The organism is Shinella sp. HZN7, from assembly GCF_001652565.1.
Classification (GTDB): Bacteria; Pseudomonadota; Alphaproteobacteria; order Rhizobiales; family Rhizobiaceae; genus Shinella; species Shinella granuli.
In genome coordinates this window covers 4,005,648-4,021,241 of the sequence record NZ_CP015736.1, presented here as the reverse complement: position 1 = coordinate 4,021,241, position 15,594 = coordinate 4,005,648, and the positions used below count along the sequence as shown (strand labels likewise).

The following is a 15,594-nucleotide window of genomic DNA, read 5'->3' as shown; positions in this document are numbered from 1 at the left end:
CATCCTCGGCCCCGAGCCGAGGATCTACCTGACACCCGCGGCGTGGATGCTCGGGTCAAGCCCGAGCATGATGGAAGAGAGGTTCTCAACCTCGGGAGGATGCGGCCCCCGGCGCGACCGGATGAAGGCCCCTCAGTCGTCCTCGCCGTGCCCGACGATCATCATCGCCTCGAAGGCCATGCGGTCGACCTTGCGCATGCGCTCGGATTCCGATTTCAGCTGGCCGCAGGCGGCGAGGATGTCGCGACCGCGCGGGGTGCGGATCGGCGAGGCATAGCCCGCCTGGTTGATGAAATCGGCGAAACGCTCGATCTGCTCCCAGTCCGAACACTGGTAGTTGGTGCCCGGCCAGGGATTGAAGGGGATGAGGTTGATCTTCGCGGGAATGCCCTTCAACAACTGCACCAGCAGCTTGGCATCCTCCAGCGTGTCGTTGACGTCCTTCAGCATCACATATTCGAAGGTGATGCGCCGGGCGTTCGACAGGCTCGGATAGGCGCGGCAGGCGTCCAGCAGCTCCTTTAGCGGATATTTTTTATTGATCGGCACCAGCATGTCGCGCAGGTCGTCGCGCACGGCATGCAGCGAGATGGCCAGCATGACGCCGATCTCCGAGCCGGTCCGGTAGATCTCCGGCACGATGCCCGAGGTCGACAGCGTCACGCGGCGCTTGGAGAGCGACAGGCCGTCGCCGTCGGTGGCGATCAGCAGCGCCGTCTTGACGCTCTCGAAATTGTAGAGCGGCTCGCCCATGCCCATCATGACGATGTTGGAGACCTTGCGCCCTTCCGCCGGCACGATGGCGCCGGCCGGCGTGTCGCGGTCCGGGAAATCGCCCAGCCGGTCGCGGGCGAGCAGCAACTGCGAGAGGATTTCCTCGGCCGTCAGGTTGCGCACCAGCTTCTGCGTGCCGGTGTGACAGAAGGAGCAGGTGAGCGTGCAGCCGACCTGGCTGGAAATGCAGAGCGTGCCGCGGCCTTCCTCGGGAATGTAGACGGTTTCGATCTCGACCGGCCGGCCGGCGCCGCGCGGGGGGAAGCGCAAGAGCCATTTGCGGGTGCCGTCGCTGGAGATCTGCTCGTCGACGATCTCGGGACGGGCGATGGTGAAATGCGTCTTCAGCATTTCGCGCATGTCCTTGGAGACATTGGTCATGTCGTCGAAATCGGAAACGCCGCGCACATAGAGCCAGTGCCAGAGCTGGCTGACGCGCATCTTCACCTGGCGCTCGTTGACGCCCTTTTCGACGAGCGCGCGGCCCATCTCCTCGCGCGAAAGGCCGATCAGCGAGGGCTTTTCAGCGGCGGGAAGGGTGCGCACGAGCGGCGCCTTGACGGGCTCGGCCGTGTTGAGAAAGTCCATGCTTGCCATCGGGTCATCCTCAAGATCATGGCACGCCGGCGCAGGTTCCTGCGCCGCAAGCGGTCCATGCTCGATAGAAGTTCATTGGGGGCCTGCCGGTGCCGCTCGATGCGGCGCAAGGCCCGGTTGCCGGCCCTTTAGCATTGTTCCGGCACAAAGTCACCTGTCCGCCCGGCCGCTGAAAACGAAAAGGCCGGCGGAGGCGCCGGCCTTTTCCGTTTCTGCCTGCAAGACGGATCAACGGCAGCTTTCGATCTGCTTCAGCGCCGCCGAAATGCCCGACAGCGAATAGGAGTAGGACGTGCCCGTGCCGCGGCGGGATTTCGCCTGGACCTGCATGTCCCTGCCGCCCTTCATGGCCGCAACGAGGGCCGGCTCTTCCGCGGCGTTCTCCACCCAGGCCGAATTGCCCTTGGTGAACATCACGAAGGTGCGCCCGTCGATGACGACGTTGACCTTGGAGGCCTCCTGCAGCGGATAGCCCATCATCGCCTGCGGCTCGTAGCTGATGTTCTGGCCCGGGCGCTGGGAGACGAGGAAGAAGACGTCGCCGTGGTCGACGCCGGCCGGGTTCTTCTCCTTCGGCACCGACAGCACGTAGCAGACCTTGCCGCCCTTTGCCTGGTAGGAATAGGCACCCCAGGCATTGAACTGCTGAATGCGCGTCGGCGTCTGGGCCGAGGCAACGCCTGCGGTCACGACGACGAGGGCGAGTGCGGTTGCGAGCTTTCTTACGAACATGTTTTCCTGCCGGTTGTCTTGCCAGTGATTGCCCGGCCGAAGGCGGTGCCCTCGATGCCGGTGTCGGCCACGCATGATGACGATTTGATTTATTTTGACTTAATTCAGGTTACCAAACCGTCAACATGCATTCATTTTACAAAGGTCTGCCGCGCCGCACCGGGACAAATTTGCGTCGAAATACGCCGCTGCCTTCCAGAAACGCCGCCGCTCTTCGTTGGTGCAATTCCGCTTCGCCTGTTTGCCGGAACTGCTGAGAAAGGCGCGCGTGCCCAGTCCCCATTTGGTGAGATAGAACCCGTCGAGGCCATTTAAGGCACAAGGAATAGGGCAAGAATTTGACTTCTCGCCCTGAGGTCGAGCGCGGGAAGGGCGGCGGCCGGGTTCAGCCGGCCGGCTGCGCATCCGGCTCGTCCGCGAGCGCCTTGTCGGCGGCCACGTAGTGGTCTTCGCGGATATGCCCGCGGATGGCGGCGAAGGCGGCCGTCAGCACGGCGATGTCGTCGGAAAAGCCGACCAGCGCGAAGAAATCCGGAATGCCGTCGAGCGGCAATACGAAATAGGCGAGGGCGGCGAGCAGGATGCCGCGTACCTTGGTCGGCGTGCGGGGATCCAGCGCGCAATAGTAGGCGGCGACGAGATCGCGGGAGAACGGCACCTGCCGCATCGCGCGCTTGAGGACCGGCCAGAACCGCTTCTTCACGCGGTTCTCCTGACGCTCCTGCTCGTCCTCGTCTCCCGGCAGAAGGATCTCGCCGATCTTCACATCATCCATGCACGGCCTCCTTCAGGTGGCGATGCCGGAAAAAACCCGGCGGGAATGATATGGGAACGGCTTCACGGGTCTTCAACTCTTCGTGCGCAGGGCCGCCGCCTTGTCCATTGCGGTCGCCAGCTTGACATCGAGCTCGGTGAGACCACCCGCATCGTGGTTCGTGAGGCGCACCTCGACGCGGTTGTAGACGTTGAACCATTCGGGATGATGGTTGAATTTTTCCGCCGCCAGCGCGCCCTCGGTCATGAAGCCGAAGGCCTCGCGGAAGGTCTTGAACTTGAATGTCTTCTGGATGGCGATGCCGTCATCCGAGCGGGTCCAGCCGTCAAGGGCCGCGATCGCCGCGGCGATCGCCTCTTCGCTCAGCTTTTCCTGTTTCATGGCGCGCTCCTTTCCGGTCGATCCTACCATGGAAAACGGCGCCCGAAGGCGCCGTGTTCCGTTTGCGATGAAAGGCGGTCAGACGAAGAACTGGCCGCCATTAGCCGAGATGGTCGAGCCGGTGATGAAGCCGGCATCGTCCGAGGCGAGGAAGACGACGATGCGGGCGATCTCGTCCGGCTCGCCGAGGCGGCCGACCGGGATCTGCGGGATGATCCGCTCGTTCAGCACCTTTTCCGGGATGGCGCGCACCATTTCGGTGCCGATGTAACCCGGGCAGATGGCGTTGACCGTGATGCCCTTGGCGGCGCCTTCCTGGGCGAGCGCCTTGGTGAAGCCGAGGTCGCCGGCCTTGGCGGCGGAATAGTTCGCCTGGCCCATCTGGCCCTTCTGGCCGTTGATCGAGGAGATGTTGATGACGCGGCCGAAGCTGCGGTCGCGCATGCCGGACCAGACCGGATGGGTCATGTTGAAGAGGCCGGTGAGGTTGGTGTTGATCACCGCGCCCCACTGGTCCGGGGTCATCTTGTGGAACATCGCGTCGCGGGTGATGCCCGCATTGTTGACGAGGATGTCCACCGGACCGAGGTCGGCCTCCACCTTGCCGATCCCCTCGACGCAGGATTCGTAGCTCGAAACGTCCCATTTGTAGACCGGGATGCCGGTCTCCGCCTTGAAGGCGTTCGCGGCATCGTCATTGCCGGCATAGTTCGCGGCCACCGTGTATCCCGCGGCCTTCAGCGCCACCGAAATGGCCGCGCCGATGCCCCGCGATCCGCCCGTTACCAATGCTACCCTGCTCATGTGGCTCACTCCCCTGAAACTGTTTTTCGAGTCGACCCGTCGCCCCGCCGGCGGCGGGTCATGGCAAAGCAGTCCGTAAGCTAATGCTTACATGCTCTCAACGCACATCGCCACGCCCATGCCGCCGCCGATGCAGAGCGTGGCAAGGCCCTTCCTGGCGCCGCGGCGCTTCATCTCGAAGAGGAGCGTGTTGAGGATGCGGGCGCCGGAGGCACCGATCGGGTGACCGATGGCGATGGCGCCGCCGTTGACGTTGACGATCGAAGGATCCCAGCCGAGGTCCTTGTTGACGGCGCAGGCCTGGGCGGCGAAGGCCTCGTTGGCTTCCACGAGGTCGAGGTCGCCGATCTTCCAGCCAGCGCGCTCCAGCGCCTTGCGGGAGGCGGGGATCGGGCCGGTGCCCATGATCTTCGGGTCGACGCCGGCGGTCGCCCAGGAGACGATGCGGGCGAGCGGCTGGATGCCGCGGCGTGAGGCTTCGGCTTCGCTCATCAGGAGGGCGGCGGCGGCGCCGTCATTGATGCCGGAGGCATTGGCGGCCGTCACGGTGCCTTCCTTGTCGAAGGCGGGCCGCAGCTTGGCCATCGAATCGAGCGTCGCGCCATGACGGATATATTCGTCGGCGTCGACCGTGACGTCGCCCTTGCGGCCCTTGACGATGAAGGGGACGATCTCGTCCTTGAAGCGGCCGTCCTTCTGGGCGGCCTCGGCCTTGTTCTGCGAGGAAACCGCGAAGGCATCCTGCTCGTCGCGCGAAAGCTGCCACTGCTTGGCGACGTTCTCGGCGGTGATGCCCATGTGATAGCCGTAGAAGGCGTCGGTCAGGCCGTCCTTGATCATCGTGTCGATCATCTTGAAATCGCCCATCTTCACGCCACCGCGCAGGTGCGCGCAGTGCGGCGCCATGGACATGGATTCCATGCCGCCGGCGACGATGATGTTCGCATCGCCCGTGGCGATCTGCTGCATGCCGAGCGCGACCGCGCGCAGGCCCGAGCCGCAGAGCTGGTTCATGCCCCAGGCGGTCGCCTCCTGCGGGATGCCGGCCTTCATGGCGGCCTGGCGGGCCGGGTTCTGGCCTTCGCCGGCCGGCAGGACCTGGCCGAGGATCACCTCGTCCACCTCGCCCACTGCCACGCCCGCGCGCTCCAGAACCGCCGAAATGACCGCCGCCCCGAGCTCGTGGGCAGGCGTGTTGGCGAAGGCTCCGTTGAAGGAACCGACCGCGGTGCGGCCGGCGCTTGCGATGACGATGGATGGGGTGCTCATATGTGCTTCCTCAGTTCTGACGACCTTGCGGTCGGCCTTGGAACCAGGCCCGGCGCGCGAACGGCGCGAGCTTGGCGGTTCTCCCGAAATCAAAACTGGCAAAGCGGAGGGGGAGAGTCAAACGGGATATCCGGTGCCGCTAAAATTTCATGGAAGCGGCATGCAGCATGAAAAACCATGTTGCGCAGCATTGCTCGCCGCATCGCACAATTCGATTGTCAGCGCGCGTCTTTTTGCCGATACTCGCCGGGACCAAAAAAGAAATGGAAATACGGGGATGAGGAGACCCTAATGGCCAGGAACGACGGTCAGATCGTCATCAAGAAATATGCGAACCGGCGGCTCTACAACACGGGCACGAGCACCTATGTGACGCTGGACGATCTCGCGGTCATGGTGAAGAAGGGCGAGGATTTCACCGTGCAGGATGCCAAATCCGGCGAGGACATCACCCATTCGGTGCTGACGCAGATCATTTTCGAGCAGGAATCGAAGACCGGCAACACGCTTTTGCCCATCTCGTTCCTCCGCCAGCTCATCTCCTATTATGGCGACCAGATGCAGATGGTGGTGCCGAGCTATCTCGAGCACTCCATGCAGGCCTTCACCGAGCAGCAGTCGCAGATGCGCGAGCAGATCAACAAGACCTTCGGCGACACGCCGCTCGGCAAGAACCTGCAGGTGCCGATGGCGCTGATCGAGGAGACGACGCGGCGCAACACGGAACTGTTCCAGCAGGCGATGAAGATGTTCTCACCCTTCGCCAATGCCGCGCCGCCGAAGGAGACGCGCAAGGCCGAGGCCAAGGATCTCGACGAACTGAAGGAACAGCTACGCGCGCTGCAGACGAAGCTCGACAACCTCAGCTGAAAACGGGCCGGCGCGGGCAGGCCCGCGCCCGTCACAGCCCGATCGAAAGATCCCGGCTCGCCGTGCGGATCGACACGGCAAAACCTGCGATGACATCGATGAAGGTGATCGTCATCAGGATGAAGAAGATCTGCGTCGCCGCGCCCTGCACCAGCAGGAACTCGACGAGAAACACCACGAACAGCACCATGGAGAGCATGTGATCGAGCAGTGCGCGCGAGCCTGGGCGCGTGGCCTTCAGGATCTCCACGAAGAGCAGCACGAGCGCGATCAGGATGAGGAGGTCGCCGAAGGCCATGGTCCAGGTCGTGCCGGACAGCATGTTGACTGCCATCACCTCGCTGTCGAGCACGGCGACGCCGCCGTCCCCGAAAAGGCCGGTCATGGCGAGGTTGTAGAGGGCGAACGGGATGATCAGCAGCGGTATGGCCAGAAGCATGGGCGGCGGTCTCCTAGGGCAATTCCAGCAAAAGTGCGAAGCGGTCCTGCGCCCGGAACTGCGTAAAACAAACAGATAGGGCGTTTTCGCGATTCGAAGAAAAGCGGAAATACCCTAACGATCATCGTCGCACGAGCGGCCTCATGGCCCTCTTAGCCCAAGAATCGGCACAAGAAAATGTCGTCGCGGCGGCGGCCAGGCATTCCGGGGGCGGATGGCCCAAAAGAAAAGGGCCGGCAAGCCGGCCCCTGATCTCTGCTGATGCCGAAAACGCTTACGCGTTTTCCTTCGGCGTCAGAACCTGGCGACCGCGGTACATGCCGGTCTTCAGGTCGATATGGTGCGGACGGCGCAGTTCGCCCGAGTTCTTGTCTTCGATGTAGGTCGAACCCTTCAGAGCGTCTGCGGAACGGCGCATACCGCGCTTGGACGGGCTCGTTTTTCTTTTCGGTACAGCCATTTCACTAACTCCACTTATCGGGCAAACACATCCACGGGCCACCGGATGGGCGACAGGGACATGTCTTTATCTCGGAAATTGGGCCGGCTTATACACAGCAAAATCCCGCTTGACCAGTCCCCGGACGGTTTTTTTCGATTCCGCCGGTCAGACCTCGTCTTCGGGCACGATCCACGGCTCGGCCAGCGCCGCCGTCTGCCACGTCCGCCAGGCCGGATGCGCCTTCATGCGCGCCATATAGGCCAGGACGGTTTCGTCGCGTGTCAGGCAATAGGCCTCGAACCGGTTGACAACAGGCGCATACATCGCATCGGCGGCGCAAAAGGCGCCGAACAGGAACGGTCCGCCGGAGCGCGCGAGCGCCGTCTTCCAGATCGTCTCGATGCGGGCGACGTCATCCGTCACGCCGTCCGGCAGGTCGATTTCGCCCGGCTTGCGGCGGATGTTCATCGGGCAGGCGTTGCGCAGCGCCCGGAAGCCGGAGAGCATCTCCATCGAGATCGCCCGCGCCTCGGCCCGTGCCGCGCCGTCCTTCGGCCAGATGCCGGCATCGGGAAAGAGCTCGGCGACATATTCGATGATCGCGAGCGATTCCCACACCCGCACCGCGCCATGGTGCAGCACCGGCACCTTCCCCGTCGGCGAGATCTTGATGAATTCCGGGTTGCCGGCGGGAAAGTCGAAGGGGATGACCTTGTCGGTGAACGGCACGCCGGCCGCCGCCATGGCGATCCAGGGCCGGAAGGACCAGGAGGAATAGTTCTTGTTGCCGACATAGAGGATGAGGTCCGACATGGTGCTCCCGCGCGCTTTTGACATGGCGGAGACCCTAGGTCTTCACCGGGGCCGGCACCAATGAAAAGGCCTGAACTCACTCATAAAGGCACTTGATATATTCGCCTGAGCGGCTGGCGCGCCGCTCGATGAGGTGGGCGAGGCGCTGCAGGCCGCGGCCCGGCTTTCCGGCATTGCGCTCGTAGGGATTCGGCAGCGAGACGGCGAGAAGGGCGGCCTGCCGGCGCGAGAGCTTGGCGGCCGGCACCTTGAAATGATGCTGCGCCGCCGCCTCGATGCCGTAGATGCCGGGGCCCCATTCGGCGATGTTGAGGTAGATCTCCATCAGCCGCCGCTTGCTCCACACGAAATCCGCCGCGACGGCGAGCGGCAGTTCCATTGCCTTGCGCACGAAGGAGCGGCCGTTCCAGAGGAAGAGGTTCTTGGCCGTCTGCATCGGGATCGTGCTGGCGCCGCGCGTCTGCTCGCCGGCCAGCGCCTCGTTGACGACGGCGCGCATCTCGCCCCAGTCGACACCGGCATGGCGGCAGAACTGACCGTCCTCGGACATCATCACCGCCTGCACCAGGTTGGGCGAGATATCGTCGAACGCCACCCATTGCCGATCGTAGCCGCGCAGGAGCGCGAGATCGCGCAGCATCAGCGTGGAAACCGGGCGCACGAATTCGATCGTGTAGAGCAGGATCAGCACATAGGGCAGCGCGACGATGGCCAGGACCACCAGCACGAGGCGTCGCCAGTTCCGGCGAAGCCGGCTCATCCAACCGTCCTTCTCACCGGCTTCTGTCTCCGTGTTGACCGTATCTGCGCGTGTTTCCGGTACGATGTCCAAGAGCCGGCGTCCGTCCTTCCGTCGTTGCGCCTTCATACCGTCACGGCTCGCCAAAAACCAGTCTGCGGCGCGATTCTTTGAAGCAGCCCGGGCATGGCCGTTGCTTCGGCCCGGAGCCCATGCCAAAGAGCGGCCATGAGCGAACGTTACCAGGAATTCCAGTCCCTGCTGAAGGGCAATGCCGAGGCGGTGGAGGCGCTGCTGGCAATGCTGCTGTCCGGCAGCGTCGCGGCGGACGAGATCGCCCGCCCCGAACGGCTGCTCGCCGCCATGCGCCACGGCGTGCTCAACGGCGGCAAGCGGCTGCGGCCCTTCCTCGTCATCGAATCCGCCGCGCTCTTTCCGGGCGTGGAGCGCACGGCGGCGCTGCGCGTCGGCGCCGCGCTCGAATGCATCCACTGCTATTCGCTCGTGCATGACGACCTGCCGGCCATGGACGACGATGACCTGCGCCGTGGCCAGCCGACCGTGCACATCGCCTTCGACGAGGCGGCAGCGATCCTTGCCGGCGACAGCCTGCTGACGCTCGCCTTCGACATCGTCGCGGCGCCCGAAACGCGCCTGCCCGATGGCACCAAGACGGCGCTGGTGCTGGCGCTCGCCCGCGCCGCCGGCATCGGCGGCATGGCCGGCGGCCAGGCGCTCGACCTTGCGGCCGAGACCGATGCGCCGGACGAGGCGGGCATCGTGACGCTGCAGAAGATGAAGACCGGCGCGCTGCTGCGCTTTGCCTGCGAGGCCGGCGCGATCGTTGCGGGCGCCTCGGCGGGGGACCGGCTGACGCTGCGCCGCTATGGCGAAACGGTGGGCCTTGCCTTCCAGATCGCCGACGACCTGCTCGACCTCACCGCCGATGCCGCGACCATGGGCAAGGCGACCGGCAAGGATGCCGATCGCGGCAAGGCGACGCTGGTCGCCCGGCGCGGCCAGGCCTGGGCGGAGAACCGCCTGCGCGAACTCGTTGCGGAGGCCGAGGCGCTTCTTGCGCCGTTCGGCCAGCGGGCCGGCATCCTGATCGAAACCGCCCATTTCATCGCCAATCGCAGGAACTGACGCCATGAGCAAATTCTGGTCGCCCATCGTCGCCACGCTCAAGCCCTATGTTGCCGGCGAACAGCCGCGCATTCAAAACCTCATCAAGCTCAACACCAACGAAAACCCCTACGGCCCGTCACCGAAGGCGATCGCCGCCATGCAGGCCGCTATCGCCGACAGCCTGAAGCTCTATCCGGATCCGAGCGCGCTGGCGCTGCGCCAGTCGATCGCCCGTTTCCATGGGGTGGACGCGGACGAGGTCTTTGTCGGAAACGGTTCGGACGAGGTGCTGGCGCACGCCTTCGTCGCGCTCCTCAAGCACGACAAGCCGCTCGTCTATCCCGACATCACCTACAGCTTCTACCCGACTTACTGCCGGCTCTTCGGCATTCAGTCGGAGGAGATTGCGCTGAAGGACGACTTCACCATCGATCTTGCTGACTACGATCGGCCCTGCGGCGCCATCATCCTGCCGAACCCGAACGCCCCCACCGGCATCGGCCTGCCGCTTGCCGCCATCGAGGCGCTGGTTGCCGGGCACCCGGACCAGCCGGTGGTGGTCGACGAGGCCTATATCGACTTCGGCGGTGAAAGCGCGATCCCGCTGACCAGGAAATACGACAACCTGCTCGTCGTCCACACACTGTCGAAGTCCCGCTCGCTGGCGGGCCTGCGCGTCGGCTATGCCATCGGCCAGCGCCCGCTGATCGATGCGCTGGAGCGCGTGAAGGACAGCTTCAATTCCTATCCGCTCGACCGCATCGCGCAGGCCGGCGCCGCGGCCGCCATCGATGATCGCGAATGGTTCGACGAGACGCGGGACAAGGTCATCGAGACGCGCGAACGCGTCACCGGGGCGCTCCGCCAGCGCGGCTTCGAGGTGCTGCCCTCGCAGGCGAACTTCGTCTTCGCCCGTCATCCGGCCGTGAGCGGCGAGGCGCTGGCGAAGGGTCTGCGCGAGCGCGCCGTGCTGGTGCGCCATTTCGCCAAGCCGCGCATCTCCGATTTCCTGCGCATCACCATCGGCACGCCCGAGGAATGCGACCGGCTGATCGCCGCTGTCGAGGAGATCGTCTGAGGTTTGGAGCATTTCCAGGAAAGCGGATCCCGGTTTCCATGTGGAAATGACAAACCCTCCAGGGCCGCCCCTACTCGGCGGCCGCCTGGCCCTGGCCGTAGCGCTTCTCGATATAGTCGTTGACGAGCGTCTCGAATTCGCCGGCGATGTTGGTGCCGCGCAGCGTCATGGCCTTCTTGCCGTCGACATAGACGGGAGCGATCGGCAGTTCGCCGGTGCCGGGCAGCGAGATGCCGATATCGGCATGCTTGCTTTCGCCCGGGCCGTTGACGATGCAGCCCATGACCGCGACCTTCAGCCCCTCGACGCCCGGATATTTTTCCCGCCAGACCGGCATGTTCTTGCGGATGTCGTCCTGGATCTTCTGGGCGAGTTCCTGGAAGACCGTGGAGGTGGTGCGACCGCAGCCCGGACAGGCGGCGACGACGGGGATGAACTGGCGGAAGCCCATGACCTGCAGCAGTTCCTGCGCCACCTGCACCTCGCGGGTTCGGTCGCCGCCGGGCTCGGGGGTCAGCGAGATGCGGATCGTGTCGCCGATGCCCTGCTGCATGAGGATGCCGAGCGAGGCGGAGGAGGCGACGACGCCCTTCGTGCCCATGCCGGCTTCCGTCAGGCCAAGATGCAGCGCATGGTCGGAGCGCGCCGAGAGCATCGCATAGACGGCGATGAGGTCCTGTACGTTGGAGACCTTCGCCGAGAGGATGATGTGGTCGCGCGGCAGGCCGATCTCCTCGGCAAGCTCGGCGGACAGCAGCGCCGACTGGCAGATCGCCTCGCGCATCACCTGCTGGGCGGTCAGCGGAAAGCCCTTGTCCTGGTTCTCGTCCATCAGCCGGGTCAGGAGCTCCTGGTCGAGCGAGCCCCAGTTGACGCCGATGCGCACCGGCTTGTCATGGCGGATCGCCGTTTCGACGATGGCGGCGAACTGCCTGTCCTTCTTGTCCTTGAAGCCGACATTGCCGGGATTGATGCGGTATTTCGCCAGCGCCTCGGCGCAAGCCGGATGGTCGGCGAGCAGCTTGTGGCCGATATAGTGGAAGTCGCCGACGAGCGGCACGTCCATGCCGAGGCGCAAGAGGCGTTCGCGGATCTTCGGCACCGCCGCCGCGCTCTCGTCGCGGTCGACCGTGATGCGCACGATCTCCGAGCCGGCGCGGTGGAGGGCGGCGACCTGCGCCACCGTCCCGTCGATATCGGCCGTATCCGTATTGGTCATCGACTGCACGACGACCGGCGCACCGCCGCCGACGAGCACGCCGCCGACATCGACGCCGACGGACCGGCGTCGCGGCTTCGGTTCAAAGTCGAAGGAGAAGGACATTCTGGAGCCTCTTGCTCGAAAACCGGCCGCGCACGGCATCGCTCGCGCAGCCTTTGCCCTCAGGTGGATCAGGAAACCGGGCTTGTCAACCGCCGGGACGGGAACGCGCGACGATTTGATCGCCGCCCGTCCCGCGTTCAGGGGCGTTCCCGCACATCCGCATGCACGGCATGGTGCGAGAGCAGCAGCACGACGATGAAAAGCACCGGCAGCAGGGCGAAGATGATGGAAAAGCCCGTATGCTCGGCGATGAAGCCGATGACGGAGGGGGCGAAAAGGGAGCCGGAATAGCCCATGACCGTCGCGACGGAGAGCGCGACCCCTTGAGCGAAGCCGGGCAGGTTGCCGGCGGCGGAAAAGGCGATCGGCACCATGTTGGAAATGCCGATGCCGCAGATGGCGAAACCGAGGACCGCTACATAGGCATTCGGCGCGATGCCCGAGATCACCATGCCGATCATCGCCATGACGGTGCAGAACCGCAGCGTCCTCACCGCGCCGAAGCGGTCGCGTACATGGTCGCCGGCAAAGCGCATGGTGGCCATGGTGAGCGAGAAGGCGCCGAAGGCGAAGCCGGAAACCGCCAGCGAGGCGCCGAGTTCGTCGCGCATGTAGAGCGCGCCCCAGTCGAGGATCGCGCCTTCCGGCACCATGGAGAACAGCGCCATGAGGCCGATCAGCCAGGGCAGCAGCGTCGTCGGCAGGCGCACCTTCTGGCGCTTCTCGCTGGGGTGCGGCGCATCGTGCAGCACGAAGGGCCAGGCAAGGCCGAGCGCAACGGCGCCGAGCCCGGTGAGCAGCACCGCATGGCCCATCACGCCAAGGGCTTCGATGAGGAAACCGCCGGTCGTGGCGCCGAGGAAGGCGCCGAGGCTCCAGAAGGCGTGGCAGGACGACATGATCGCGCGCCGCATGGATTTTTCGACCTCGACGGCATTGCCGTTCATGGCGACGTCCATCGCGCCCATCAGGCCGCCGAAGAGGAAGATGGCGAAGGCGCCCAGCGGAACGGTCGGGGCGAGGGAGAGCAGGATCAGGGTGGACAGGAAGAGGATCGCGGCGCCCTTGACCGTGCGCGTCGTGCCGTAATGGGCGATCAGGATGCCGGCGATCGGCATCAGCACGAGCGAGCCGATGCCGAAGCACATGATCATCAGGCCGAGCCCGGATTCGGAGAGCGACAGGCGGCTGGCGAATTCCGGGATCTTCGGTGCCCAGGCGCCGGCGAAGATGCCGTTCAGCAGGAAAAGGCCGGAGACGGCAAGCCGCGTCGGTGGAAAGGCGGTTTTCGCGAAAGTGGTGCCTTTGATGGCATTTTCGGGCGTCGTCATGGGAGGTCCGTTTCGGGATGCTGGGAGGGGCGCCTATCCGGCCCGCAGGATGTCGATGCCGGTGGCTGCGAGCAGGGCGGCTTCGCTCTCGCCCGCATCCGCCTCGATCACGGCGCTGGCCACGCGCGGCAAGGGGATGACGGAATAGGGGGCTGCGGTGAAAAGCTTGTCGTTGGTGACGATGACGATCACCGTCCGGCTGCGCGAGGCGACGAAGCGCTTGAATTCCGCCTCCTCGAACGTGTCGGCGGTGACGCCGGCCTCCGGATCGATGCCGCAGACGCCGAGCACCAGGATGTCCGGCCGCAGGGCCTCGGCGTCGCGCATCGCCTTGGCGCCGATCGCCGCGCCCGAGCGGGCATCGATCAGTCCGCCGAGCTGGATCGTCGCGATGTCGCGTTCGAGAAGCGCCGCGGCAATGGCCGGCCCGTTGGTGGCGACGGTAAGGCCGGCGCCTGCCGGCAAGGCGCGGGCGAGCGCGACATTGGTGCTGCCGGCATCGAGGAAGACGGTGGCGCCGGCGGGGATGAGACCGGCGGCCGCGCGGGCGAGCGCCGCCTTGCGTTCGCCGGCAATCGCCATGCGCTCGTTCATCGTGGTGGAGGCGTGCGTCATGCGGAGAGCCCCGCCATAGACCCGGCGGCAGAGGCCGGAGGCCGCCATTTCACGCAGGTCCCGCCGGATCGTGTCTTCCGATACGCCGAGTTCCTGCGCCAGCTCCGCCGCGATCACCCGCCCCGAAAGGTCGAGCCGCGCGCGGATCAGGTCTTGCCGTTCGTCAAGCAGAAGAAGGTCCTGTCCCGACATTGCCGAATCCAATCATGCATGATTGCGTAGCAATGCGCATGAATCGGCAGAAACGTCAATGAACGGGGATCATCACGTTTGATTGCCGGACGAAACGGTAAGGTTTTTTAGCACGACGCCGATGAAGAGGCCCGGGTTGAAACCAGGCCCCTGCGGGCTGCTCCACCGTCAGGCGTATCAGGCGTAGGCGAAATCCGTGGTCTTGCTGACCAGCACGGCGCGCAGTTTTTCCAGCGCCCGGTTCTCGATCTGGCGCACGCGCTCCTTGGAAATGCCGAGCACGGCGCCGAGTTCCTCGAGCGTCGCGCCGTTCTCCGCCAGCCGCCGGGCGCGGATAATCTTCATCTCGCGCTCGTTGAGCTGGCCGAGCGCGGCATGCAGCCAGTGATGGCGGCGTTCACCGTCGATGCTGCCTTCCGCCTGCTCGTCGGGAAGGGGGGCATCGCTGGTGAGAAAGTCGAGCCGGTTCGAGCCCTCCCCCTCGGCGGAGGAGATCGGCGCCTGGAGCGAGACGTCGGAGGAGGAAAGGCGGGCATCCATGGTGCGCACGTCGGCGGTGCTGACACCGAGCGCGGCCGCGATCTCCTGGTGCATCGCCTCGGCGGTGAGGTATGTGTCGCCGCGGGCGAGGCGCGCGCGCAGGCGCCGCAGGTTGAAGAAGAGCGCCTTCTGCGCCGAACTGGTGCCGCCGCGCACGATCGACCAGTTGCGCAGCACATAGTCCTGGATCGAGGCGCGGATCCACCAGCTGGCATAGGTGGAAAAGCGCACCTGCCGTTCCGGCTCGAAGCGGGCAGCGGCTTCCAAGAGCCCGATATAGCCTTCCTGTACGAGATCGCCGAGGGGCAGGCCGAAGTTCCTGAACTTCCCGGCCATCGAGACCACCAGGCGCATATGGGCCATGGCGATGCGGTTGCGGGCTTCCTGATCCTTGTTGTTCTTCCAGGCCTGGGCCAGCGCCTGTTCCTCGTCCCGTTCGAGATAGGGCGCGGACATTGCGAGCTTGATCATGCGGCGGTCTGCGGTCGTCGTAGCCATGGGGGTCTCTCCACGTTAACCGAACCGGCGCAAGCAGGCCCATTCCTGCTCCTGGCCTTGCGCCCTGCTTGACGATGACGTTTCGGAAAGACCAACGGATCACTCGAAAACGGTTTTCGAGAAAATAAAGTGGGCAAGCCACACCGCCGGGCGCCCGAAGCCGGTCGTCCTCGCGTGAGCAACGGCCGACGACCGGAAAAGTTCCCATAAAAAAACCCGGCTGTTGCCAGCCGGGCTTTAAAATCGAGCGTGC

18 protein-coding genes are annotated in these 15,594 nt (G+C 65.0%); 4 read left to right on the top strand and 14 right to left on the bottom strand.

The genetic code is table 11. From position 1 onward, the window contains the following. Positions 1 to 132: 132 nt before the first annotated feature. Positions 133 to 1,371, bottom strand: coding sequence for a 23S rRNA (adenine(2503)-C(2))-methyltransferase RlmN (gene rlmN, locus shn_RS19380; RefSeq protein WP_064331876.1), 1,239 nt, complete (start codon positions 1,369 to 1,371; stop codon positions 133 to 135). Between the two features lie 228 nt (positions 1,372 to 1,599). Further along, positions 1,600 to 2,103 (bottom strand): invasion associated locus B family protein, encoded by a 504-nt coding sequence (locus tag shn_RS19375; RefSeq protein WP_064331875.1) that lies wholly within the window; start codon positions 2,101 to 2,103, stop codon positions 1,600 to 1,602. A gap of 54 nt (positions 2,104 to 2,157) precedes the next feature. Here shn_RS19375 and shn_RS35915 point away from each other — a divergent pair, with 54 nt between their 5' ends. Further along, positions 2,158 to 2,418 (top strand): hypothetical protein, encoded by a 261-nt coding sequence (locus shn_RS35915; RefSeq protein ID WP_133034457.1) that lies wholly within the window; start codon positions 2,158 to 2,160, stop codon positions 2,416 to 2,418. Positions 2,419 to 2,488: 70 nt separating this feature from the next. On the opposite strand, the gene shn_RS19370 is transcribed toward shn_RS35915, so the two are convergent. The 4 genes from shn_RS19370 to shn_RS19355 form a co-directional block, all read right to left on the bottom strand. After that, positions 2,489 to 2,878: a YkvA family protein gene (locus tag shn_RS19370; protein WP_064331874.1), complete on the bottom strand. Its 390-nt coding sequence runs from the start codon at positions 2,876 to 2,878 to the stop codon at positions 2,489 to 2,491. Between the two features lie 72 nt (positions 2,879 to 2,950). Beyond that, positions 2,951 to 3,259 (bottom strand): 4a-hydroxytetrahydrobiopterin dehydratase, encoded by a 309-nt coding sequence (locus shn_RS19365; RefSeq protein WP_064331873.1) that lies wholly within the window; start codon positions 3,257 to 3,259, stop codon positions 2,951 to 2,953. Between the two features lie 78 nt (positions 3,260 to 3,337). Further along, positions 3,338 to 4,063 (bottom strand): beta-ketoacyl-ACP reductase, encoded by a 726-nt coding sequence (locus tag shn_RS19360; protein ID WP_064331872.1) that lies wholly within the window; start codon positions 4,061 to 4,063, stop codon positions 3,338 to 3,340. Between the two features lie 87 nt (positions 4,064 to 4,150). Further along, complete coding sequence (locus shn_RS19355) at positions 4,151 to 5,332, bottom strand: acetyl-CoA C-acetyltransferase (RefSeq protein WP_064331871.1); 1,182 nt, start codon at positions 5,330 to 5,332, stop codon at positions 4,151 to 4,153. A 291-nt stretch (positions 5,333 to 5,623) separates the two neighbouring features. Between shn_RS19355 and phaR the strand changes: the two genes are divergently transcribed. Further along, on the top strand, positions 5,624 to 6,202 hold the full coding sequence (gene phaR, locus shn_RS19350; RefSeq protein ID WP_064331870.1) for a polyhydroxyalkanoate synthesis repressor PhaR: 579 nt from the start codon (positions 5,624 to 5,626) through the stop codon (positions 6,200 to 6,202). 31 nt (positions 6,203 to 6,233) lie between these two features. Here phaR and shn_RS19345 read toward each other — a convergent pair whose 3' ends face one another. The 4 genes from shn_RS19345 to mtgA all read right to left on the bottom strand — a co-directional run bounded on the left by shn_RS19345 (position 6,234) and on the right by mtgA (position 8,728). Beyond that, positions 6,234 to 6,641, bottom strand: coding sequence for a hypothetical protein (locus shn_RS19345; RefSeq protein ID WP_064331869.1), 408 nt, complete (start codon positions 6,639 to 6,641; stop codon positions 6,234 to 6,236). Between the two features lie 274 nt (positions 6,642 to 6,915). Continuing rightward, entirely contained in the window at positions 6,916 to 7,101 is a 186-nt protein-coding gene (gene rpmF, locus shn_RS19340; RefSeq protein ID WP_064331868.1) for a 50S ribosomal protein L32, read from the bottom strand. Positions 7,102 to 7,248: 147 nt separating this feature from the next. Next, positions 7,249 to 7,896 carry a glutathione S-transferase family protein gene (locus shn_RS19335; RefSeq protein ID WP_064331867.1) on the bottom strand — a complete coding sequence of 216 codons (648 nt, stop codon included), beginning with the start codon at positions 7,894 to 7,896 and terminating at the stop codon, positions 7,249 to 7,251. 76 nt (positions 7,897 to 7,972) lie between these two features. Then, entirely contained in the window at positions 7,973 to 8,728 is a 756-nt protein-coding gene (mtgA, locus tag shn_RS19330) for a monofunctional biosynthetic peptidoglycan transglycosylase (RefSeq protein WP_371328573.1), read from the bottom strand. Positions 8,729 to 8,863: 135 nt separating this feature from the next. Between mtgA and shn_RS19325 the strand changes: the two genes are divergently transcribed. Together shn_RS19325 and hisC are read left to right on the top strand one after the other, a co-directional pair. Then, entirely contained in the window at positions 8,864 to 9,781 is a 918-nt protein-coding gene (locus shn_RS19325; protein WP_064331865.1) for a polyprenyl synthetase family protein, read from the top strand. A 4-nt stretch (positions 9,782 to 9,785) separates the two neighbouring features. Continuing rightward, on the top strand, positions 9,786 to 10,841 hold the full coding sequence (gene hisC, locus shn_RS19320) for a histidinol-phosphate transaminase (RefSeq protein ID WP_064331864.1): 1,056 nt from the start codon (positions 9,786 to 9,788) through the stop codon (positions 10,839 to 10,841). A gap of 70 nt (positions 10,842 to 10,911) precedes the next feature. Here the strand turns inward: hisC and ispG are convergent, their stop codons facing one another. The 4 genes from ispG to shn_RS19300 form a co-directional block, all read right to left on the bottom strand. Continuing rightward, positions 10,912 to 12,165 (bottom strand): flavodoxin-dependent (E)-4-hydroxy-3-methylbut-2-enyl-diphosphate synthase, encoded by a 1,254-nt coding sequence (gene ispG, locus shn_RS19315; protein ID WP_064331863.1) that lies wholly within the window; start codon positions 12,163 to 12,165, stop codon positions 10,912 to 10,914. A gap of 137 nt (positions 12,166 to 12,302) precedes the next feature. Next, positions 12,303 to 13,496, bottom strand: a complete 1,194-nt coding sequence (locus shn_RS19310) for an MFS transporter (RefSeq protein WP_084438174.1) — start codon at positions 13,494 to 13,496, stop codon at positions 12,303 to 12,305. A 33-nt stretch (positions 13,497 to 13,529) separates the two neighbouring features. Then, on the bottom strand, positions 13,530 to 14,303 hold the full coding sequence (locus tag shn_RS19305) for a DeoR/GlpR family DNA-binding transcription regulator (RefSeq protein ID WP_145925965.1): 774 nt from the start codon (positions 14,301 to 14,303) through the stop codon (positions 13,530 to 13,532). 177 nt (positions 14,304 to 14,480) lie between these two features. After that, on the bottom strand, positions 14,481 to 15,341 hold the full coding sequence (locus shn_RS19300) for an RNA polymerase factor sigma-32 (protein WP_064331862.1): 861 nt from the start codon (positions 15,339 to 15,341) through the stop codon (positions 14,481 to 14,483). Positions 15,342 to 15,594: the final 253 nt, after the last annotated feature.

Bases quoted from the DNA above. Each gene is read 5' to 3' on its own strand.
- shn_RS19305 (WP_145925965.1), bottom strand. From the start codon at position 14,303: ATGTCGGGACAGGACCTTCTTCTGCTTGACGAACGGCAAGACCTGATC.
- shn_RS19300 (WP_064331862.1), bottom strand. From the start codon at position 15,341: ATGGCTACGACGACCGCAGACCGCCGCATGATCAAGCTCGCAATGTCC.
- shn_RS19345 (WP_064331869.1), bottom strand. From the start codon at position 6,641: ATGCTTCTGGCCATACCGCTGCTGATCATCCCGTTCGCCCTCTACAAC.
- phaR (WP_064331870.1), top strand. From the start codon at position 5,624: ATGGCCAGGAACGACGGTCAGATCGTCATCAAGAAATATGCGAACCGG.
- shn_RS19335 (WP_064331867.1), bottom strand. From the start codon at position 7,896: ATGTCGGACCTCATCCTCTATGTCGGCAACAAGAACTATTCCTCCTGG.
- hisC (WP_064331864.1), top strand. From the start codon at position 9,786: ATGAGCAAATTCTGGTCGCCCATCGTCGCCACGCTCAAGCCCTATGTT.
- ispG (WP_064331863.1), bottom strand. From the start codon at position 12,165: ATGTCCTTCTCCTTCGACTTTGAACCGAAGCCGCGACGCCGGTCCGTC.
- shn_RS19360 (WP_064331872.1), bottom strand. From the start codon at position 4,063: ATGAGCAGGGTAGCATTGGTAACGGGCGGATCGCGGGGCATCGGCGCG.
- shn_RS19370 (WP_064331874.1), bottom strand. From the start codon at position 2,878: ATGGATGATGTGAAGATCGGCGAGATCCTTCTGCCGGGAGACGAGGAC.
- shn_RS19355 (WP_064331871.1), bottom strand. From the start codon at position 5,332: ATGAGCACCCCATCCATCGTCATCGCAAGCGCCGGCCGCACCGCGGTC.
- shn_RS19375 (WP_064331875.1), bottom strand. From the start codon at position 2,103: ATGTTCGTAAGAAAGCTCGCAACCGCACTCGCCCTCGTCGTCGTGACC.
- shn_RS19325 (WP_064331865.1), top strand. From the start codon at position 8,864: ATGAGCGAACGTTACCAGGAATTCCAGTCCCTGCTGAAGGGCAATGCC.
- rlmN (WP_064331876.1), bottom strand. From the start codon at position 1,371: ATGGCAAGCATGGACTTTCTCAACACGGCCGAGCCCGTCAAGGCGCCG.
- shn_RS19365 (WP_064331873.1), bottom strand. From the start codon at position 3,259: ATGAAACAGGAAAAGCTGAGCGAAGAGGCGATCGCCGCGGCGATCGCG.
- rpmF (WP_064331868.1), bottom strand. From the start codon at position 7,101: ATGGCTGTACCGAAAAGAAAAACGAGCCCGTCCAAGCGCGGTATGCGC.
- shn_RS35915 (WP_133034457.1), top strand. From the start codon at position 2,158: ATGCCGGTGTCGGCCACGCATGATGACGATTTGATTTATTTTGACTTA.
- shn_RS19310 (WP_084438174.1), bottom strand. From the start codon at position 13,496: ATGACGACGCCCGAAAATGCCATCAAAGGCACCACTTTCGCGAAAACC.